This is a genomic window from Deltaproteobacteria bacterium (assembly GCA_030690165.1).
In the GTDB taxonomy this organism is placed as follows: Bacteria; Desulfobacterota; GWC2-55-46; order UBA9637; family UBA9637; genus JACRNJ01.
This window is the reverse complement of record JAUYHF010000007.1, coordinates 69,334-88,869: the sequence shown is the minus strand read 5'-3', so window position 1 is coordinate 88,869 and position 19,536 is coordinate 69,334. Positions and strand designations below refer to the sequence as shown.

At 42.5% G+C, this 19,536-nt stretch carries 21 protein-coding genes, 1 tRNA gene and 1 pseudogene; 7 read left to right on the top strand and 16 right to left on the bottom strand.

The window, feature by feature from the left end; translation table 11 throughout:
- Positions 1-3: 3 nt before the first annotated feature.
- From tpiA to Q8P28_01720, 3 genes are all read left to right on the top strand, one after another.
- Positions 4-768, top strand: coding sequence for a triose-phosphate isomerase (tpiA, locus tag Q8P28_01730; GenBank protein ID MDP2681513.1), 765 nt, complete (start codon positions 4-6; stop codon positions 766-768).
- 61 nt (positions 769-829) lie between these two features.
- Positions 830-1,180 (top strand): preprotein translocase subunit SecG, encoded by a 351-nt coding sequence (gene secG / locus Q8P28_01725; GenBank protein MDP2681512.1) that lies wholly within the window; start codon positions 830-832, stop codon positions 1,178-1,180.
- Between the two features lie 67 nt (positions 1,181-1,247).
- Positions 1,248-1,331 (top strand) — tRNA-Leu (locus Q8P28_01720).
- An 81-nt stretch (positions 1,332-1,412) separates the two neighbouring features.
- Here the strand turns inward: Q8P28_01720 and Q8P28_01715 are convergent.
- From Q8P28_01715 to Q8P28_01675, 9 genes and pseudogenes are all read right to left on the bottom strand, one after another.
- Complete coding sequence (locus Q8P28_01715) at positions 1,413-1,613, bottom strand: hypothetical protein (protein MDP2681511.1); 201 nt, start codon at positions 1,611-1,613, stop codon at positions 1,413-1,415.
- Between the two features lie 59 nt (positions 1,614-1,672).
- Positions 1,673-2,926, bottom strand: a complete 1,254-nt coding sequence (gene rho, locus Q8P28_01710; GenBank protein ID MDP2681510.1) for a transcription termination factor Rho — start codon at positions 2,924-2,926, stop codon at positions 1,673-1,675.
- Between the two features lie 381 nt (positions 2,927-3,307).
- The gene (locus Q8P28_01705; GenBank protein ID MDP2681509.1) at positions 3,308-3,724 is read right to left on the bottom strand and encodes a putative toxin-antitoxin system toxin component, PIN family; all 417 of its coding nucleotides are present in this window, start codon (positions 3,722-3,724) and stop codon (positions 3,308-3,310) included.
- Positions 3,721-3,969, bottom strand: coding sequence for a ribbon-helix-helix protein, CopG family (locus Q8P28_01700; protein ID MDP2681508.1), 249 nt, complete (start codon positions 3,967-3,969; stop codon positions 3,721-3,723). Before Q8P28_01700 ends, Q8P28_01705 begins: the two co-directional genes overlap by 4 nt.
- Positions 3,970-4,223: 254 nt before the next feature.
- Positions 4,224-4,946 (bottom strand): annotated as a pseudogene (rho, locus tag Q8P28_01695) (transcription termination factor Rho).
- A 384-nt stretch (positions 4,947-5,330) separates the two neighbouring features.
- Positions 5,331-5,624, bottom strand: a complete 294-nt coding sequence (locus tag Q8P28_01690) for a hypothetical protein (GenBank protein ID MDP2681507.1) — start codon at positions 5,622-5,624, stop codon at positions 5,331-5,333.
- Positions 5,625-5,737: 113 nt separating this feature from the next.
- On the bottom strand, positions 5,738-6,241 hold the full coding sequence (locus tag Q8P28_01685; protein ID MDP2681506.1) for a hypothetical protein: 504 nt from the start codon (positions 6,239-6,241) through the stop codon (positions 5,738-5,740).
- Between the two features lie 152 nt (positions 6,242-6,393).
- Complete coding sequence (locus Q8P28_01680) at positions 6,394-7,212, bottom strand: hypothetical protein (protein ID MDP2681505.1); 819 nt, start codon at positions 7,210-7,212, stop codon at positions 6,394-6,396.
- Positions 7,213-7,228: 16 nt separating this feature from the next.
- Positions 7,229-7,612: a helix-turn-helix domain-containing protein gene (locus Q8P28_01675; GenBank protein ID MDP2681504.1), complete on the bottom strand. Its 384-nt coding sequence runs from the start codon at positions 7,610-7,612 to the stop codon at positions 7,229-7,231.
- Between the two features lie 164 nt (positions 7,613-7,776).
- Between Q8P28_01675 and Q8P28_01670 the strand changes: the two genes are divergently transcribed.
- A complete protein-coding gene (locus Q8P28_01670; GenBank protein MDP2681503.1) occupies positions 7,777-8,376 on the top strand; it encodes a hypothetical protein in 600 nt (199 codons plus the stop codon).
- A 218-nt stretch (positions 8,377-8,594) separates the two neighbouring features.
- Here the strand turns inward: Q8P28_01670 and Q8P28_01665 are convergent, their stop codons facing one another.
- Entirely contained in the window at positions 8,595-10,142 is a 1,548-nt protein-coding gene (locus Q8P28_01665) for a YifB family Mg chelatase-like AAA ATPase (GenBank protein MDP2681502.1), read from the bottom strand.
- Positions 10,143-10,264: 122 nt separating this feature from the next.
- Here Q8P28_01665 and Q8P28_01660 point away from each other — a divergent pair, with 122 nt between their 5' ends.
- Genes Q8P28_01660 through Q8P28_01650 form a run of 3 tightly spaced genes read left to right on the top strand, consistent with a single transcriptional unit; the run spans position 10,265 to position 13,707 of the window.
- Positions 10,265-11,143 carry a DUF3108 domain-containing protein gene (locus tag Q8P28_01660; GenBank protein ID MDP2681501.1) on the top strand — a complete coding sequence of 293 codons (879 nt, stop codon included), beginning with the start codon at positions 10,265-10,267 and terminating at the stop codon, positions 11,141-11,143.
- A gap of 4 nt (positions 11,144-11,147) precedes the next feature.
- Entirely contained in the window at positions 11,148-12,233 is a 1,086-nt protein-coding gene (locus Q8P28_01655; protein MDP2681500.1) for an ATP-binding protein, read from the top strand.
- A 52-nt stretch (positions 12,234-12,285) separates the two neighbouring features.
- The gene (locus Q8P28_01650; protein ID MDP2681499.1) at positions 12,286-13,707 is read left to right on the top strand and encodes a sigma-54 dependent transcriptional regulator; all 1,422 of its coding nucleotides are present in this window, start codon (positions 12,286-12,288) and stop codon (positions 13,705-13,707) included.
- 45 nt (positions 13,708-13,752) lie between these two features.
- On the opposite strand, the gene Q8P28_01645 is transcribed toward Q8P28_01650, so the two are convergent.
- The 6 genes from Q8P28_01645 to lpdA all read right to left on the bottom strand — a co-directional run bounded on the left by Q8P28_01645 (position 13,753) and on the right by lpdA (position 19,521).
- A complete protein-coding gene (locus Q8P28_01645; GenBank protein MDP2681498.1) occupies positions 13,753-14,397 on the bottom strand; it encodes a hypothetical protein in 645 nt (214 codons plus the stop codon).
- A 164-nt stretch (positions 14,398-14,561) separates the two neighbouring features.
- Positions 14,562-14,903, bottom strand: a complete 342-nt coding sequence (locus tag Q8P28_01640; GenBank protein MDP2681497.1) for a hypothetical protein — start codon at positions 14,901-14,903, stop codon at positions 14,562-14,564.
- Between the two features lie 22 nt (positions 14,904-14,925).
- Entirely contained in the window at positions 14,926-15,336 is a 411-nt protein-coding gene (locus tag Q8P28_01635; protein MDP2681496.1) for a biopolymer transporter ExbD, read from the bottom strand.
- 1 nt (position 15,337) lies between these two features.
- Positions 15,338-15,955, bottom strand: coding sequence for a MotA/TolQ/ExbB proton channel family protein (locus Q8P28_01630; protein MDP2681495.1), 618 nt, complete (start codon positions 15,953-15,955; stop codon positions 15,338-15,340).
- Positions 15,956-16,068: 113 nt separating this feature from the next.
- Positions 16,069-18,075, bottom strand: a complete 2,007-nt coding sequence (gene arsS / locus Q8P28_01625) for an arsenosugar biosynthesis radical SAM protein ArsS (protein MDP2681494.1) — start codon at positions 18,073-18,075, stop codon at positions 16,069-16,071.
- 24 nt (positions 18,076-18,099) lie between these two features.
- A complete protein-coding gene (gene lpdA, locus Q8P28_01620; protein ID MDP2681493.1) occupies positions 18,100-19,521 on the bottom strand; it encodes a dihydrolipoyl dehydrogenase in 1,422 nt (473 codons plus the stop codon).
- Positions 19,522-19,536 lie beyond the last annotated feature (15 nt).

Sequence of the window (19,536 nt, the reverse complement as noted above, 5' to 3'; positions counted from 1 at the left end):
ATTATGCCACTACCTCTCATAGCAGGAAACTGGAAGATGCACATGACCATCAGCCAGGCTGAGTCTCTGGTCTTTGCAATAAGAGAGGCGATTAAAGGCGTAAACAACGTAGAGGTGGCAATCGCCCCGCCGTTTACAGCGCTGCGCCATATAAATTATCTCCTGGCAGAAACCTCAATAAGGCTCTGCGGCCAGGATGTATTCTGGGAAAAGAATGGGGCTTACACAGGCGAGGTATCGCCGGAGATGTTGAAGGATGTTGGCTGCAAGTATGTTATAATAGGCCATTCTGAAAGAAGACAGTATTTTAACGAGACGGACGAGTCCGTAAATAAAAAGGTTCTCGCCTCATTAAAAGAAGGCTTGCAGCCGATACTCTGTGTCGGAGAAACTCTGGAGCAAAGAGAAAATAACAAGACGCTTTCAATAGTAAGAAAACAGGTGGAAGAAGGCTTGAAAAATATAAGCCGGGGTCTGATGAAAGATGTTACGATAGCATATGAACCAGTATGGGCAATAGGCACAGGTAAGACAGCCACTTCGGAGCAGGCGGAAGAGGTTCACAATTCAATAAGAGAGTTTTTATATGAGATGTTCAATCTTGAGGCAGTTAAAGAAACAAGGATTATATACGGCGGAAGTGTTAAGCCTGATAATATTGACAGCTTAATGGCCCAGCCGAATATAGACGGCGCATTGGTAGGCGGGGCAAGCCTCAAGCCAGAGGCATTTTCAAGGATTGTAAGATTTGAAAAAAACAGGCAATAGATGAGAGGAGCAGCCCATAGCCTCGCGCCTATAGCCTTTATTTATAGGAGGTAGTAAATAAATGTACACAACAGCAATAATCCTTCATATCCTTGTCAGTATATTTCTGATAATAGTTGTTTTACTGCAGGCAGGAAAAGGGGCAAGTGTCGGGGCAGCCTTTGGCGGCTCATCAAGTCAGACCCTTTTCGGAAGCGCCGGGCCGGCTACATTTCTAAGCAAGATTACAGCGGGATGCGCAATTATCTTTATGATAACATCCCTTTATCTTACTTACATGGCCGGCGCCAGAACAACAAGCTCTATTATGAAGGATATCCCCGCAGTAAAACATGAGGCTCAGCCAACTCCAGAAAAACAGCAGCCAGCCTCTAACACACCGCAGGATACGTCAGGCGCAGCGCCTAAATAATAGTGGTTCTTGATTTGCTTCGCTTCTTTATGTTAGTTTTCTAATACGCTATGTTGAAACATAGCATGCCGAAGTGGTGGAATGGCAGACACGCCATCTTGAGGGGGTGGTGGGGAAACCCGTGGGGGTTCGAGTCCCCCCTTCGGCACCAATTTTTAAGATTGAATTGAAAATTTTAAAACAGAAGAAGATGAGTTTACAATCTTAACTTTGCAATTATACTTATGATAGATTATGCCATTGCCCCCATTGTTGTTTTAAAGTGCTCCACAAAATCCTCCCCATGCAGGGGCCTGATGATTATCCAATTTTTTTTCTTGTCAAGGGCAAGCTCTACATCCGCGCCGGGTATCAGTTCAAGATATCTGAGATAATCCTCCGGCAAGACCACCCCTTCTTTACCTTTATCTATCCTAACAATTTTTTCTTTCATTTTTAAATACCTCCAACAGCCTTTGCCGGCAAACATCTTGAAAGCAATTATAGCCCCTGCTACTTACTCATTAATTTAAGAAAGTCTTTGTTTGTATCCGTGCTTTGTATCTTATCCAATAGGAATTCCATACTCTCCACAGGGTTGAGCGGTTGAAGCACCTTTCTTAATATCCATATGCGATTCAACTCCTCTTTTGTAAGGAGAAGGTCTTCCTTCCTTGTACCTGACCTGTTAATATCAATAGCAGGAAAGATGCGCCTTTCCGACAATTTTCTATCAAGGACTATTTCCATGTTGCCTGTGCCTTTAAACTCTTCAAATATAACCTCGTCCATTCTGCTCCCTGTCTCAATCAATGCTGTTGCAACAATGGTAAGGCTTCCCCCTTCCTCAATATTCCTTGCTGCGCCAAAGAATCTCTTTGGCTTATGCAGAGCATTTGAATCCACACCGCCGGAAAGCACCTTGCCGCTCGGCGGCACAACAGTATTATACGCCCTGGCAAGCCTTGTGATGGAATCCAGCAGAATAACAACATCCCGTTGATGCTCAACAAGCCTCTTGGCCTTTTCTATCACCATTTCCGCAATCTGGACGTGTCTCTGCGCAGGCTCATCAAAGGTGGAACTTATAACCTCTCCCTTCACAGAACGTTGCATATCAGTAACCTCTTCAGGCCTTTCATCAATGAGAAGCACAATAAGGATAACTTCCGGATGGTTGGTTGTTATGCTATTGGCGAGCTTCTGGAGAAGGACTGTTTTGCCTGCCCTTGGCGGAGATACAATAAGACCTCTCTGCCCTTTGCCAATTGGCGTGAAAAAATCCATTATCCTCATGGAGAGATCTGTTTTTTTGCCGGGCAGTTCAAGCCTTATTTTTTCCTGAGGATATAAAGGTGTAAGGTTGTCAAAAAGTATTTTGTCTTTGGCAACATCAGGGTCTTCATAATTTACCTTTTCTACTTTGAGAAGGGCAAAATATCTTTCTCCTTCCTTTGGCGGCCTAATCTGGCCTGATACAATGTCGCCTGTCCTTAGATTAAACCTTCTGATCTGTGATGGAGAGATATATATATCGTCTGGTCCAGGAAGGTAGTTATAATCAGGCGCCCTCAAAAAACCAAACCCGTCCGGCAGGGTTTCGAGAACGCCTTCACTGTATATGAGGCCATTCTGCTCTGACTGCGACTGAAGCAGCGCAAAGATAATATCCTGCTTCCTCATGCTCGCAGCGCCTTCTATATTGTATTTCTTGGCAAGTGATGTAAGCTCGCCGATTTTTTGTTCTTTTAGTTCTTTAAGATTCATAAATCACTCCTCTTTAAATAATTGATTGTTTGTCCTGATAAGTCAGACTTATCATGTCTAAAAATCATAAATTAAGCGCCTGCGATTGATTGTGCAGCAAGATGATGCCATTGTATGTCCGTGTATGGTGAGCAATGTTATTGGGTTAGGATATCTTTCAAGCGGCAAATATTTTCTCTCTGTTTTTCAATCTGTCTATGGGGTTATTAAAGGTAAATCCATTTGGATTGTATAATGATGAGATATAAAAAAATTATATTCAGGTGTATTGCTCTGAAAGGTAGTCTTAAAATAGCACGATTTGTTAAAACCTGTCAATAGTTTTTTTGCAGGGGTTCTTAACCAACCTGCAGACGGCCCATTATACTTCATTGCAAAGAATCATTTTTTCTCAAAATTGTCATGGATTTCCAAAAACTGCTGAGACGTTAATATCCTGATACCCATGTATTCCTTTACAGCAAGGACTTTCTTATCTCCTGTTATAATAGCATCTGCCTTTAGCGCTGCAGCGCATTCAATAAACTTATCATCATCAGGGTCATTTTTGACAATCTTTATTTTTGGAGTTTTTGCGGTAAACAAGATATTAAAGCCCCTTGAAAAAAGGGATAATAACTCTTCAAGCTCCGCTTCGTCCGTCAACCCGATTCTTTGAAGAACATCTATATATTCATCAAGGACAGCATGAGACAGACAAAGGGTTATTTTCTCTTTCTTCCACAGGTCTATAATCTTCTTCGGGTTGCCTCCGAAAAAGGATGAAACAAAGATATTCGTATCAATGACAACCTTCATCCCTGCTTCTTTCGCGCCTCTTTGACAGCCTTGTCTATTATTGCAGCCGTTACACCTTTTGCTTTTAATTTCCTGCCGATTCTATTCCACAGGTCATCAACGTATGCGCCGATATCGCGTTCTTTAATACGTTCCTCTATCAGTTCCCTGACCATTTCGCTTGTTGTCTTGCCTTCAAGCCTTGCAAGTCTATTAAGCCTGTTTTTGACCCCTTCATCTATCCTTACGATCATTTGTGTTGTCATGTCTCTGCCTCCCGAATATATATTTGTATATATTGTATATCACATATATATGATTGTCAAATCGCTCCTTTTACACAGAAAAATAATTTTGGTTCAGTTTGACCGTTTTCTACCGATTCAAATTGGCTTCAATAAAAAATAGGGGGATGCCTATCTTACTCTCCCTTTAATTTTGCCTGTTTCAAAATACTATTCAAAGTCCCTGGGGCTGTTTATCCTATTTACCTATAAATGGGATGTGTCCCTCATAACCTCATCTGGACGTGTCTCTGCGCAGGCTCATCAAAGGTGGAACTTATAACCTCTCCCTTCACAGAACGTTGCATATCAGTAACCTCTTCAGGCCTTTCATCAATGAGAAGCACAATAAGGACAACATCAGGATGGTTGGTTGTTATGCTGTTGGCAATCTTTTGTAAAAGTACTGTCTTGCCTGCCCTTGGCGGAGATACAATAAGACCCCTCTGCCCCTTGCCGATTGGCGTGAAAAAATCCATTATCCTCATAGAGAGATCTGTTTTTTTGCCTGGCAGTTCAAGCCTTATTTTTTCCTGAGGATATAAGGGTGTAAGGTTGTCAAAAAGTATTTTATCTTTGGCAACATCAGGGTCTTCATAATTTACCTTTTCTACCTTGAGAAGGGCAAAATATCTTTCTCCTTCTTTTGGCGGCCTGATCTGGCCTGACACAATATCGCCTGTCCTTAGATTAAACCTTCTGATCTGTGATGGGGATATGTATATATCGTCTGGTCCGGGAAGGTAGTTATAGTCAGGCGCCCTCAAAAAACCAAACCCGTCCGGCAGGGTTTCAAGAACACCTTCGCTGTATATCAGGCCATTCTGCTCTGACTGTGACTGAAGCAACGCAAAGATCATATCCTGCTTCCTCATGCTCGCAGCGCCCTCTATATTGTACTGCTTGGCAAGCGATGTAAGCTCGCCAATCTTTTTTTCTTTTAGTTCTTTAAGATTCATAAATCACTCCTCTTTTTAATAGTGAGCAGTATCGTATGAGTTGCAGGCAGTAGATAACCTGCGCACTGCTTCACTGCGTACTGTCTCTAAAAACAAATTTGATTTGATTACGGTAAGGTATGTTACCATTTATATAGCCTGCCTATGGCTGGCGTTGTTATTAGGTTAGAATAAATTTTCAAGCGGTAAATGTCTTTTCTCTGATTTTCAACCTATCTCTGGGATTGTTAAAGGTAATAGCATTTGGGTTGTTTAGTGATGAGATATGAAAAAAGTTATCAATATAGGGTGTCTCAATCCGAATGGTTATTTTAAATTAGCAAATATATTAAAATATGTCAATGTTTTTTTGCATTCATTTTTTTGCACTTACTTTTCCCACGATTATTCTGAAGTTTTGAAAGGAAATGAACGGGATGTATTTAATGACAGAATGGCGGCATCAATCTTTAAGAATTGAGCAGCAGGAATATCATCGAGTTCTTTCTTTGCGGAATTTTTGATGACGAGTTCATACACCCTTTCTTCAATAACCTTCAGGTCTGCAAGGTCTTCCAGCAGTTCATGGACTCTTGCTAATTCTTTTATATCAAGAATCGCAGCCATCTTATGCCCTTTTGCATCGGTTACATACTGTTTGACATGCACTATGTCTTTCTCTTTTTGTGTTGCTCGCATGAGCGCCTCCTTTTCCTTTCAATTCTATACTATAAGAACTTTATATTCAAATCTTTTTCAACAAACTATTAAACCCCTCTGCGGGTTCAAGTTTGCAACTTGAACCCTAAATTTCATATCGGCAACGGTTCAACCAAAACCATGCTCTCATGATTTGCCGATGACCATACCCAGTCTTCAGGACGTTTCACATACTGTTTTCGCACTGGATTTGAATGAATGTATATTACCTTTTGAAATAAATACTCCTCTTGTTCAATTAGCTTCGGCATATTAGTCCGTTCCCAAAATTCATACTTGCCGCTCCCGACATCAAAGAGACTCAAAACATTTGGTTCTGTCGCAATGATATTCTTCTGAATTTCTTTTGAGGTGAACTTTTTAAAGTCCCGGACAAAACAGATCATATCATCGGATGATACAATCAGGTGTATGTGATTAAGCATAAATACATAGGCATACAATTTAAGACCTTTGTGTTTTTGACAATATTTTAAAGATTTCGCAAGTATCTCAAAACGGTTGTGCCTGTCAAATATGTAATACCAGTTTCTGATAGTGAAAGTAAGATAATAAAAACCCGAATTACACTTTTTCGCAATCCTTATTGATGGCATAGATTTGCGGGAGCAGGTTTGTAACCTGCTCCCCAATAATTCATGTTTGCTTTATACGAACTATTCGGGTTCAGGTTGCAAACCTGAACCCGCAGGAGAATTGGGGTGTCGCAGCAAAGTCAATATGTCAGGTTAAGAGCAAAATGAAAATGTCAGGGTTGCAAGGAAATCCTTTCATTAGATTTATTTGTTATACAGGATCTTTTTCTTAACCGTTCTCTCTTATTTAGCTGTGCGCTGGCAAGACCTTCTTCCTCTGCAATCAATTCTCCCTTATAAAATATTCTAATCTTTCCATCTATTAAATGATGCACATCCACTTTGGCCTTTGCAAAGCTGTATCTTGTTTTTGAACTCCATATCTGTATCTTTTCGTTCATAAACGATATGGTGTTGTCATTTCCCACAACACGGTTGTATTTCATGCAGAAATACTTATGCAGGTCTATATTGTCAATACTTCTCCATGCCGATTTCTTATCGGCAGGCTCTACCATAAACTTGCGGTTATAATCCGGCAGGAATTTCAAAAGCACAGCAGTTGCCTCATCTTGGGTTTTGGCATTGAATCGTTTTAGTTCAGATACGAGTCTGTCCTGAAAAGTCCCCCACAAACGCTCTTGGCGACCCTTGGCCTGAGGAGAGTTTGCAGGAATGAGTTGCACTCCCAGTTCATCCAATGCCCTGCCTAATTGGGTCTTGTCAGGCTTTCCATTTAACTGTTCGGCAATGGTAGGTGTATGCCTCTCTATTTGAAATATGCTGTGCCGGTCCGCATAAAGAGAAAGAGGCAAGCCCTTCCTTTTCGCTATTTCAATAAGCATCTTCATATAACCTTCAGTAGTCTCGTAGGGAGCGAACAGGGCATACGGAACCTCGTTGGTTGCATCATCGATAGCTCCTATGAGGGTAAGATATTCTCCTCTGCCCTGAAGCCAGTCATGCCGGCTTCCATCTGTTTGCAGCATCATGCCTGATTGAGGCTTCCTATCTCTTCTTGTCCTGCGTTGGACGCCTTCTCTTTCTTTTTGGGACTATGCCCTGTTTACGCAGGATTTGTCTTACCTTTTCCCTGCTTATTTGAATGCCTTCCTCCTCTCCTAATCTCTCGGTAAAAAAGGAATCGTTATACCCTTCATATTCCCCCTTTGCCAGTTTCACAACCTTTTCACATATTTCATTGTCTAAACGTCTTGGGGAGATTTTGTCTCTGTTACCATGTATAAGCCCTTTCATTCCTTTCAATTTGAAAGAACACTTTAACCGGTAAACTTGCCTTTCACTCAATCCAAGAAACTCTTTTGCTTCCATGACGGTTATCTCTCCTGATACCGCTTTTTGAATCACTTCTACTCTCTTTAATTCTTTCATTGTCAGGCTCACTTTTTCCATACCCTGACATTATCTTGTTGCAGTTATACCCTGACAGTTTTACTTTGCTACCACATGCAGGAGAATTGGGGTTGACAATACCACGTCTTCTGTTATAACTTAATTAAATATCCATTTTAAAAAGCTTATAAGGAGGCTTTTTTATGAAAAAAAACCTTTACTATGTGTTTTTGCCAACGGCCGTCATGCTTATTTCCGGGTGTTCGCATGTCTTCTCGCCCAGCAAAGTCGCCGAAATAGGGTTGGATACTGTGGGCGTGTTAGAGGAAAAACATTCGGTTCAACTCATTAACGGCCAGACGGATAACGAACGTCATTTAATCAAAAGCTACTGGAACATCGTCATTGTTTTCCCTATAATCGTTCCAATTAAACATAAACACTACGCGAATTACAAGCAATGGACCGATGTTTTTCTTGTGGCCTACGCAGAGGAATTGGCGAAAAGAGGCGTGGAGGTTTCCGCGGAAAGCCCCGCCAAGATTTATGTCAAGGTAAGCGATGTATGGTGGGAAAGTGGTCTTTGGGGCGTTGAAGGCAGGATGAAGTTAACGCTTTCTTCAGAGGATGGTTCGTGGTCGAAAGAGTTCCAGAGGTCGGAGCTGTCAAAGTGGAGCGCAAATACCGCGCTCGCGACTCTTATGCATAATCTGATAAAAGATTTGCTTCATGACAGCGAAATCATGGACAGGATGAGGATAGCAGCCCCAACCCAGGGCATAGATAAGGGGCCATCGCCATGACGCTCCCATATACAATGCCTTGCGGCAACGTAATCCCCGCCGCAAGGGGACAGGGGGAAAATAATTATCAAACATCGAAAAAAATAAAACCCCCTGCCGATATAGCCTTCCTGATGGATACCTCCTCCATCCCTTTATCCTCTTTATTCTAAAATCTGCAATAAATCGCTCCTCTCTCTCTTCCAATTTTCTTTTGAAAAGCTTGATAATTGTTCTCCTTACACCATCCCCCTGTCCAAACTCCTGTATTGTATCGCCTCTGAAAGATGATGAGATTTTATCCGCTCCTCGCCCTCCATGTCAGCTATTGTCCGCGCAACCTTTAATATCCTGGTGTATGCCCTCGCTGACAAGCCAAGTTTGTCCACAGCCATTTCCAGAAGCCTTTTGCCATCATCACCTATCCCGCAAAACTTTTTTATATGACGTCCTGCCATCTGGCTGTTGGAATAAAGCCTTCTGCCTTCATGTTTAGGATAGCCTGCAAACCGCTCTGTCTGAATCTTTCTTGCTATATCAACCCTTGCCTTTATATCTTTTGAGGACTCGCCCTTTGTATCGCTTGAAAGCTCTTTAAATCTGACAGCAGGCACATCGCAGTGGATATCAATCCTGTCCATGAGCGGCCCTGAAATCTTTGACCTGTATTTTTGAATCTGCATCGACGTGCAATGGCATTCCTTATGTGGGTCTCCGAGAAAGCCGCAGGGACACGGGTTCATAGCTGCAATCAGTATAAAACCGGATGGATAGGTAAGAGAGATGGCTGCCCTTGATATTGTAACCCTGCCGTCCTCAAGGGGCTGCCTTAACACCTCAAGCACATTCTTTTTAAACTCAGGCAGTTCATCCAAAAATAAAATGCCGTTATGGGCAAGGGAAACCTCGCCGGGCTTAGGGATGCGGGAGCCGCCGATCAAACCTGCATCTGAGATTGTATGATGCGGGTTTCTAAACGGCCTTGCTGTTACTAAAGCCCTTTTTCCGTCCAAAACCCCTGCGACACTGTGAATCTTTGTTGTCTCTATTGCCTCATCCAATGTCATGTCTGGCAGGACAGTCGGCATGCGCCTGGCAAGCATGGTTTTGCCTGAACCAGGTGGTCCTATCATAAGGAGATTGTGGCCGCCTGCCGCTGCTATCTCTATTGCCCTTTTTACATGTTCCTGGCCTTTTACCTCATTCAAATCAACGTACGATTCTCCATCAGTTTTAAAATATGTTTCAATATCTATCCTGCAGGCATGGATTTCAATATTGCCATTTAAAAACTCCACAAGCTGTGAAAGATTTTCTATGCCAAGGACCTCTATGCCATCCACAAGGGCAGCCTCTTCGGCATTTTCCTTTGGAAGGATTATGCCTTTAAAGCCCTCCCTCTTTGCGGCAACAGCCATTGGCAAAACACCTTTTACAGGTTTCACCCTTCCGTCCAGAGAGAGCTCGCCTAAGATCATATAATCAGACAGTCTTTCCTTTTTTACAATCCCTTCAGCAGTCAGAATCCCGATGCTTACCGGCAGATCAAATGTTGTCCCCTCCTTTTTCACATCCGCAGGCGCAAGGTTCACTGTTATATGTTTTGCGGGAAATTCATATCCTGAATTCTTCAAGGCTGCCCTTACTCTGTCCTTGCTCTCTTTAACAGCATTATCAGGCAAACCGACTGTGGAAAAGACAGGAAGGCCAAAGGCAGTATCCACCTCAACCTCTACAATATACGCATCTATGCCTAAAACCGCTCCGCTAAACACCTTTGCTATCATTTTTTACCCTCATTCAATTTTCTGATACTATCAAAAATCGCATTAAACATACAAGTTTATTTCTGCGTCTTGTCTATCCCTGTCTTCTTGCCTTTTGATGCTGTTTTTGATAAAGATATTGCATGAACATATTTAGAAGGTCATTTCTTATCAAGCTTGTTCCCTTTTTTCTTCTTGTTAGTTTCGTTTATATTCTTCCATCAGGCTCAGCAACTTCAGTTAGCGCTGACATTATCAAAAAACAACCAACCATCGGCGAATATTTTGACGGCGAGGAATTTACCTACAATATAGGCTTCTGGTGGTTTAAGAAGGCCGCAACCGGCAAGATAGGCATACACAGGCTGAACAGGGGGAATTACAAGATAACGCTTCAGGCAGAGACAATGGGACTTATAGGTTTTATCACAAAATACAGAAAGGACATCTATACTACATACGTTGAAGAATGGGAAGAAGGCAGAAGGCTCAGGACAACGAAGGTTGAAAAGATTGTCCATATAGGAGACAAGGTAAGGGAGGGCTACACCATAGTGGATTACAATAAAAGGACTTACAGATGGAAAAGCTGGGGCGGCGGACAAGAGGACAAGGGGGCGGAAGAACCCCTGCCTACACGCGGGTATTACGACGATCCGCTTACAGGTTTTTATAATTTCAGATTCGGTGTTTATGGTCAGATAGCATCGGGTAAGGAATTTAATGTGCCGACATTTCCCAAAAAGAATGTGTCCACCATATATGTGAGGATTGCAACAGACGGAGAAAAGGCTGCAAGGATAAACCCGGACCATGCGGAAATAGATTATCTTGCCGATATAGTAATAGACAAGGAACTTTTCGGCTCGCAGACAGGAAAGCTGGAGGTGCGATTCACAAAAGAACTTATACCAATTCAAGCTACAGCAAAAGATTTAATATTATTCGGCGATGTCAGAGGAACGCTTATAGAGATGACATCAAGCATGGGATTTAGAAAAGCGGTAGACGGTAGGGAGTAGGAAGATGGAACAGACAAATATCTGTGAAAATATCATAGAATACCTTGGTGAAGGGGTTATAGGGATAGATACAGAAAGGCTTATTACTGTCTATAATCAGGCCGCTGAAAGGATTTCAGGACTGTCAAGGGCATTAACCATCAGGAGGCCGTTAAAAGACATATTTTCAAAAGATACATGGCTTACAGACATGCTGGAAAAAACCTTAAACCAAGGCAAGGTCTTTATAGAGCATGAAAATATAATCAGTCAGAGAATGGGAGGGATGGCGCCTGTGCGCGTGACTACATCAACTGTGCTTAACCCGAATGGAGAAATAATCGGGGCGGTCGCGCTTTTAAGAGACCTTTCAGGCATAAAATCCATTAAGGAGGAATCTGTAAGAAAGGACAGGCTTGCCTTTCTCGGCACATTTGCCGCAGGCATTGCTCATGAGGTTAAAAATCCGCTCGGCGGCATCCGGGGCGCTGCCCAGCTTTTGTCAAGAAAGGTTAGGGAAAAGGGGTTGACCGAATATACAGACATTATTATAAGAGAGGTTGACAGGCTGAATAAAATACTGGAAGAGGTTCTGGACTTTGCAAATCCTCGAAGGATAAAACCTCTGCCTATCAATATCCACGAAGTCTTAGATACGGTTATATTGCTTGGGAACACCATGACAGAGGGTAAGGCAGCGCATCTTATAAAAAGTTATGACCCGAGCCTTCCGCAGGTTTTAGGAGATAAAGAACATCTGATTCAGGTATTTTTAAACCTTATAAAAAATTCCATTGAGGCAGTTGATAAAAATGGCGAAATAATGGTAAATACCAGAATGCTTACAGACTTTCACCTTGTTGAGGAGGGATACAGGGCTGCTAAAATGGCCTCTGTAGAGATAAAAGACAACGGCTGCGGCATATCAAAGGAAAACATGGAGAAGATATTCACGCCGTTTTTTACAACAAAGGCAAAGGGGAGCGGACTTGGCCTTGCCTTGTCATTCAGGATTATCAAGGAACACGGAGGCTTCTTCAAAATAGACAGTAATCCCGGGAAAGGGACTGTTGTTTCAATATTTCTGCCGATAGCGGAAAAGCAGTTGTGAGTTTGATGTAGGGGCGTAAGGCATTACACCCTTACGGAGTTTGGAGTTAAAAATGAAAAAAAAGGTTTTGATAGCAGATGATGACGAAGGCATCTTGTGGGTCCTTCAGCAAATGTTCAAGGACAAGAAGATAGACACAGCAGAGGCGCGTGACGGCAAGACCGCCCTTGAAATGCTGAAGTCACAGGATTTTTCTGTTGCAATAATGGATATAAGGATGCCTGAGAAAGACGGCCTGGATGTATTAAAAGAGATAAGAACTGCCGGATTAAAAATTCCAATCATTATAATGACAGCCCAGGGGACTATGAAAAATGCCATAGAGGCCATGAAAGGCGGCGCATTTGACTACATAACAAAGCCATTTGATGTAGGCGAACTTGAGATAATCGTTGACAGGGCGCTTGAATATAGAAAATTAAAAGATGAGGTCTCAAACCTTAAGGATAGACTAAAGGAAAAATGGGCGAGCGAGGTAACATTTGTCGGCAAGGGCAAGGCCGTCCAGGATGTATTCAAGACAGTGGGAAAAATTGCTCCAAAGGATGTTCCGGTTATTATTCAGGGCGAAAGCGGCACAGGAAAAGAGCTGGTTGCAAAACTCATCCATACAAACTCTCCAAGAAATGAAGGGCCATTTATTGCCGTTAACTCAGCGGCCATACCAAAGGAACTGATGGAGAGCGAACTCTTTGGCTATGAAAAGGGCGCATTTACCGGCGCAGTAGAGACAAGACTGGGGAAGTTTGAGCTTGCGAATAATGGAACACTGTTTCTTGATGAAATTGGCGACATGCCCCTTGACCTGCAGAGCAAACTCCTGAGGGCGATACAGGGACAGGAATTTTACAGGGTTGGAGGCAAGCAGCCGATAAAGGTGGATGTGCGGATAATAGCGGCAACACATCAGGACATTGAAAAGGCTGTTGAGGAAAAAAGATTCAGAGAAGACTTGCTGTATAGACTGAATGTCGTAGTTATAAAGCTGCCGCCTCTCCGAAACAGGAAAGAGGATATACTGCTCCTTGCTGAATATTTCTTGCAGAGATTTCAGGAGGAGATGGGGATTGAACCGAGGACATTGTCGCCAAAGGCAGCGGAAGCGATTAAGGCATATTTATGGCCAGGCAATGTGAGGGAACTTGAAAATATCCTGAGAAGGGCTGTTATCCTCTCTCCCAATCCTGTGCTGTCGTATGACGACCTTGCTCTTCCGCAGAAAAAACAAAATAAGGAATCTCTTGAGGATATCATATACAACAGGCTGGAGGGCTTCATAAACAGTATCGATGTAAAGGGAAAACATGAACTCTATGCAACTATAGTCCCTTTCATGGAAAGGCCGCTCATAAGGCTTGTCCTAAAAAAGACCGGCGGCAATCAGGTCAAAACAGCAGAGCTTTTAGGGATAAACAGGAATACCTTGAGAAAGAAGATAAAGGAACTGGGAATAAAGATAGAGGAGTTTTCTTAAAGTAAGACCCAGTCATCTCTATTTCCTTAATAGGCTTCACTCTTATCATCTTTTCTGTAAAATATCTTTTAAAAGAAAAACCCCTGCTGTAAAAATTCCAAGAAGCACAAGGGCAGTTCCTATCCCGGCAATCATTCTCACAGATGCCGCTGCTGCGTCAGGCCCAAGGCCCGGTGTCCTGTAGCCCATTACAATCCATGCAAAGGGGTAGAGAATCCCGCCAATCCCAGCAAGGACAGGGGCTATGGTTTTTATCCTCTCAGATGCGCTGGTAAACGCAAGAATGAAAGATACTGCGATAGTAAGAAGACCCAACCCCATACCATGGATATGCCCCCTTCGGAGTCTCTCATGGGCAAGTTGCATAATGGGGTTATCATGCATATCTTCACCGTGCTGATGTTCATCTTCTTCCGAGATTGGCATCATCTGCTCCCCTTCCTTCATCATATCCGCATGTTCATCTTGTTGCCGGGGTTTTACTTCCTCTGGCCCGTGGGCCTGAGCATTACCGGGTTCTAATAGCTGAATAAGGCTATGCGTATCTTTTTTTTCAACAACACTTTCTTCAAAGCTCCTATGTATACTCTCATGTCCAAGCACAAGCCAGAACGCCCAGCCGACGCCAAAGGTAAGTCCAAGAAGGCCGACTAAAATTCCATACCTGACAGGTTTGATAAATTCAATCATCGCTCATACCTCCTATGGATTTATTATCCCTTAATCCTATCTTTCAAATCTCTCATCCACTTTCTTCACAGAATCTCCTCCGGCATATATATAATTTCTTATGCGCAGCTTATGTTCCGCAATCATATTTGAGGGGCGGTCTGGATGCCGCCCCCCTCAAAATGCTACATCCCCTTCTTTTCCATCTTTTTCTTCATCATCTCGTCATGCATCTTCATCATCCCATCCATCTTCATCATCATCTCGTCCAGCCTCTTTTTCTGGGCATCGGTTGGGGTATGGATCATCTCCTTCATCATCCCCATCATCTCCTTCATCATGCCCATCATGCCTTCATGCATCCCGCCCATCATGCCTTCACCCATCATCCCCTTCCCGCCCATCATGCCGTGCCCACCCATCATGCCACATGGATTTTTTGTCTCTTTCTTTTCATCTGCCATGGCAGGAACTGTAACGAGCAAAACCAAAAAAAGCGCTGCAATAACTGTCTTTGAAATACTCATCGGTATCACCTCCTTTCTTTTTCTATAACACATCCTCAGGTCTTGTTGCAACTGCAATCTTTGTAATACCTGCCTTTTTTGCCGAGTCCATGATCCTTACAACCTTGCCATATAAAGCATCTTCATCGCCCTGTATTATGAGTGATATATCAGGATTTGTGCGAAAGACATTTCTAAGTTCAGACAGAAGGTCTGAAAGGATTATCTTTTTCTGCTCAAGATATATACTGCCGTCTTTTTTTACAACCACAATGACCTCTTTTTTCTCATGTTTTAATACATCCCCTTTTGCAGCAGGAAGTCTTACCTGAATGCCGGGGGTTATGCCGAAATTAAATGATAATGCAAAGAATATGAGGAGATTAAACACCACATCAATAATCGGCGTCATATCCAGTCCTATGTCATGTCTTTCAGGTCTTTTAAAATGCATGCTATTCCATTTTTAGAATATCCAGAATATACAGAGAGGATTCTTCTATTGATAAAATCAATGCCTGCACTCTTGAGTAAAGGTATTTATAAAATATGATTGTAGGTATTGCCACAGTAAGTCCGTATGCTGTTGTATTGAGCGCCTCTGATATACCGCCTGCAAGCGCTGTAGGATTTACTATAGCCTCATGTGATATGACAGCAAAAATCTTTATCATGCCTGATATTGTGCCCAATAAACCAAGAAGCGTGGATATGCTTGCAATGGTTGAAAGCGCCTCAACATTTTTAAACAGCCTGACCGTCTCCTTTCTCCCTGCCTCCTCCATCACACCCTTTAAAGTCTCTCTGCTTCTTTCACGGTTTTTTATACCTGTATGAAGTATCCTTGCTATTGGAGAATTATGACTTTCACAATATCCGATTGACTCTCCTGTTTTGTTGTTTTTAAGAAATGCCTCTACCTTTTCAAGAAAGGTGTTTGGTATAATCTTTTTCCGTCTTACATTCCAGAGTCTTTCCATAAATATACCGAGAGATATAATTGAGCAAAGGGTTATCGGATACATGAATATCCCGCCCTTTACAAAGAATTCTACGACATTAAATGAATACATATCTGTCTCCCCTAATACGATTGTTTATCAGAGACGCTATCTCTGCTAAGATGCACATCGCTAATTTTACTGAAATCAGTCCCCTTAGGCAAGTAGTATCTTATCAGATAAGTCTAACAACATCCCCTCTGAACACTACTATTTTTATTATTACTATCAGATTTATCTGGTGTGCCGCATTCCTTGAATTCTCCGAAGTGTTCCTTTAAATCACCGATTATTTCAAAATATCTGCCAAATCTTGTCTTGGATAACATCAGCGCAGTATTACCGCATACACGTTCAGGTTTGTTTGTATAAAAAATATGGGAGCCGTCAAGTTCAAACCGGAATGGTGATACAGGGATTCCGCCTCTATAGACGGCCATATGCCCGTAATCCTCGCAGGCATCTTCAAGCCCTTCCAATTTCCAGAGGCGATAGGTTATAGAATAGAATCTGAGATTGCCTGTGAGACTGCTAATCTCCGGATTTGTAATAGGAATCTCCCTTTGAGATATAATGCGCGGATCAGTGAAACCGGATATTCTTGCTATCCGCACAAAATCTTTATAATACAAAGCCCCTCCAAGACACTCGGCAAAAAGAAGCGGGTCTTTCCTTATCTCGTCAGGCGCCCTCCTGTCTGCATAAACATCGGAAAAATAAAATTCCCCTCCCCACTTCAAGACATTAAATATTGCCTTCAGGACCGCCTCCTTATCCTCAGACAGATTTATTACGCAATTGGAGATTACCAGATCTATTGATTCTTCTTTAAGGTGTTTGGTTATATTTTCCATATTATCGAGGATAAACTCTATATTCGGCTTTTTGTATCCGAATCTATCGGTCTGTTCTTTAATGTATCTTTTGGCGATACCTACCTGATTTTCCGTCATATCAACACCATAGACAAAGCCATTCTCTCCTACAAGTTTTGACATGACATAACTATCCCTCCCTGTGCCACAGCCCATATCAAGCACATTCAAACCCTCGACGCAAAGCGGGATAGGCGAGCCGCATCCGTAATATTTCATCTTTATTTCATCATTTATCAGCATAAGCGCATCTTTAACATAATCCGGGATAAGATCAGCGCTGCAGCACGCCCCTGTCTTTAAGTCAGAGGTCTTTTGCAACTCTTCACCATAATATCTCTTTACATTTTCTTTCATAACAAATCCCATTGGTCTGGATTCCTCCTCTTTTATCAGAACACCATGGCAAGAGCTCCCCATATTAACAGTACAGGCATAACAATGTTGCCCAAAGGTGATCTCCTGATTAAAATTGTGCAGGTCTATCTCCCAGAATTTCCTGTCTTCATAACCTTTAGTCTTCATACCTAAGGCCAGATTAAAATCGCAGTCGTAGGCATAACCCCTATAATCAATAGAAATCAGATTCCTGCACATTAGCTTATCTATTGTGGCAGGGTTGTAACTCTTTTTAAGCAGTTTTAGATATTCTTCTAACCTGCCTGTCTGTTGAAGAGATTCCTTAAATCTCTTAATGGGCGAGTTAACAATGGGTATAAGATTGTTAAAGGTGATGTCATATCTCTCTTTCAATAACCTTTTATAATTATTCTCAATCTCGTTTTGGTCAGGCGGCAGATAATCTCCTACCGGGTTATACACGAGGTCTAATAACAGGCCATCTCTCCCGTAACCAATCGCATTAAGTCTATTCAGGACATTTATACTCTTTTGGAAAACACCCTTTCCTCTTTGCTTATCAGTAGTATCAGGAAATATGTCGGGCAGAGAGGCAATGACCTTCACCTTATATTTTTTATATAGATCAATGTAAAGGGAATAGGCAGGTGAGTCGAGCACAGTCAGGTTAGTCCTTACAGTCAGATTTTTATTATGGCTGGAGAGCTCTTCGATAAAGAGCCGCAGATTAGGGTTTAATTCAGGCGCCCCGCCGGTGAATTCAATATCTTTGATATCTGTCTCGATTAATCTTTTGATGACCTTCATTGCTGTATTGGAATCCATATTTCTGTTTCCTTCCGGAGAAGCCTCAATATGGCAGTGAGCGCATCGCAGATTGCATTTATCACCCAGATTTATCTGAATAACCTTTATCTTATTTTTCATCACATCTACCATCTTATCTATTAGTTCCATCTGTTCTACCTGTTCTACCTCTTTTTATTTAAATTTCATTAAAAACCTTGCCACCTTTGGAAACCAGCCGGAAAATAGCCTTTCCTTATAATACTGGTCCGCGCCCCTCTTTACTACCTGCCCCATTGTCGGATATACATGGACGGTCTGTGATATCTTCTGCACCGGAAGACCATTCTTCATAGCAAAGGTATATTCATTTAGCAGATCCCCTGCGCCCTTTCCAAGGATATGGGCGCCTAATATTTTACCTTTCTTGTCACATATAAGTTTGATCATCCCCTCTGTTTCTCCGTCTATTATTGCGCGGTCATGTTCAGAGAAGGGGTATCTGTAGACCCTGATATCCCCATATTCCTTTCTTGCCTCATCCTCTGTCAGACCAACACGGGCAAGCTCAGGATCAGTAAAGGTCGTCCAGGGGACTACTGTCTTATCCATCTTTCTATTTACAAATGGAAAGAGGGCGTTCCCGATTACTATTCCGGCCTCATATTCCGCCATATGGGTAAATGGAAACATTCCCGTAACATCACCGCATGCCCAGATATTGGAGACTGTAGTCTTCATGGTATCATTAACTACTATCCCCTTTGAGGTAGTTTTAACCCCTATCTTTTCAAGGTTCATACCTTCGATATTCGGCGCCCTTCCTATGGCAACTAAGAGTTCGTCTGCCTCAAATCTCTTTTCTTTACCGCTGCACTCAGCCACTACTATCCTTTTATTCCCAGACTGTTCTACCCTTTTGGTCTCAACACAGGTAATGATTTCCATACCTTCCCTCTTTAATATCCCTTCTAATCTATCTGAGAGCTCCTTTTCTTCTCTCGGAAGGATCTGACCTGCCTTCTCAATTACTGTTACCTTTGAACCAAATCTGCTGAAGACCTGGGCAAATTCCATGCCGATTGGTCCAGCGCCCATTATCAGAATGGACTCAGGAAGGTGATTAATGGCCAATATCTTTATGTTGTCCAAGCTATCTACTTTGTCCAGACCAGGGATCGGCAATTTTACCGGTCGGGAACCGGTGGCGATAAGAAATTTCCTGCTTTTTATGTTTGTGCCGTTTACCTCAAATGTCCGGGTATCCTTAAACCCTCCCTTTCCAAAAAATAATTTTATCCCCATCTTCTCAAAGCGTTTAGGGTCATCATGCTCCCCTACCTTTTTTTGCACCTCACGCATATGCTCCATTATCTTCTTAAATTCAAAATCCACCGTTACAGGGTTCAGGCCAAACTCCGTAGCCCTGCGCATAAGAGAGATAAGCCTTGCAGAATGGACAAGGGTCTTTGTGGGCACACAACCATAATGGAGACAATCTCCACCCAGATTCTCTTTCTCCACTAAGGCCACCTTTGCCCCGAACTGGCTTGCGCCGCTTGCCGCAACCAGGCCGCCCACACCTCCGCCGATTATAGTCAGATCAAATTCTTCCATGGTTATCCCCCTTAA

Coding starts and splice junctions, on each gene's coding strand:
- tpiA (MDP2681513.1), top strand. CDS start 4: ATGCCACTACCTCTCATAGCAGGAAACTGGAAGATGCACATGACCATC.
- secG (MDP2681512.1), top strand. CDS start 830: ATGTACACAACAGCAATAATCCTTCATATCCTTGTCAGTATATTTCTG.
- Q8P28_01715 (MDP2681511.1), bottom strand. CDS start 1,613: ATGAAAGAAAAAATTGTTAGGATAGATAAAGGTAAAGAAGGGGTGGTC.
- rho (MDP2681510.1), bottom strand. CDS start 2,926: ATGAATCTTAAAGAACTAAAAGAACAAAAAATCGGCGAGCTTACATCA.
- Q8P28_01705 (MDP2681509.1), bottom strand. CDS start 3,724: ATGAAGGTTGTCATTGATACGAATATCTTTGTTTCATCCTTTTTCGGA.
- Q8P28_01700 (MDP2681508.1), bottom strand. CDS start 3,969: ATGACAACACAAATGATCGTAAGGATAGATGAAGGGGTCAAAAACAGG.
- Q8P28_01690 (MDP2681507.1), bottom strand. CDS start 5,624: ATGCGAGCAACACAAAAAGAGAAAGACATAGTGCATGTCAAACAGTAT.
- Q8P28_01685 (MDP2681506.1), bottom strand. CDS start 6,241: ATGCCATCAATAAGGATTGCGAAAAAGTGTAATTCGGGTTTTTATTAT.
- Q8P28_01680 (MDP2681505.1), bottom strand. CDS start 7,212: ATGATGCTGCAAACAGATGGAAGCCGGCATGACTGGCTTCAGGGCAGA.
- Q8P28_01675 (MDP2681504.1), bottom strand. CDS start 7,612: ATGAAAGAATTAAAGAGAGTAGAAGTGATTCAAAAAGCGGTATCAGGA.
- Q8P28_01670 (MDP2681503.1), top strand. CDS start 7,777: ATGAAAAAAAACCTTTACTATGTGTTTTTGCCAACGGCCGTCATGCTT.
- Q8P28_01665 (MDP2681502.1), bottom strand. CDS start 10,142: ATGATAGCAAAGGTGTTTAGCGGAGCGGTTTTAGGCATAGATGCGTAT.
- Q8P28_01660 (MDP2681501.1), top strand. CDS start 10,265: ATGAACATATTTAGAAGGTCATTTCTTATCAAGCTTGTTCCCTTTTTT.
- Q8P28_01655 (MDP2681500.1), top strand. CDS start 11,148: ATGGAACAGACAAATATCTGTGAAAATATCATAGAATACCTTGGTGAA.
- Q8P28_01650 (MDP2681499.1), top strand. CDS start 12,286: ATGAAAAAAAAGGTTTTGATAGCAGATGATGACGAAGGCATCTTGTGG.
- Q8P28_01645 (MDP2681498.1), bottom strand. CDS start 14,397: ATGATTGAATTTATCAAACCTGTCAGGTATGGAATTTTAGTCGGCCTT.
- Q8P28_01640 (MDP2681497.1), bottom strand. CDS start 14,903: ATGAGTATTTCAAAGACAGTTATTGCAGCGCTTTTTTTGGTTTTGCTC.
- Q8P28_01635 (MDP2681496.1), bottom strand. CDS start 15,336: ATGCATTTTAAAAGACCTGAAAGACATGACATAGGACTGGATATGACG.
- Q8P28_01630 (MDP2681495.1), bottom strand. CDS start 15,955: ATGTATTCATTTAATGTCGTAGAATTCTTTGTAAAGGGCGGGATATTC.
- arsS (MDP2681494.1), bottom strand. CDS start 18,075: ATGGAACTAATAGATAAGATGGTAGATGTGATGAAAAATAAGATAAAG.
- lpdA (MDP2681493.1), bottom strand. CDS start 19,521: ATGGAAGAATTTGATCTGACTATAATCGGCGGAGGTGTGGGCGGCCTG.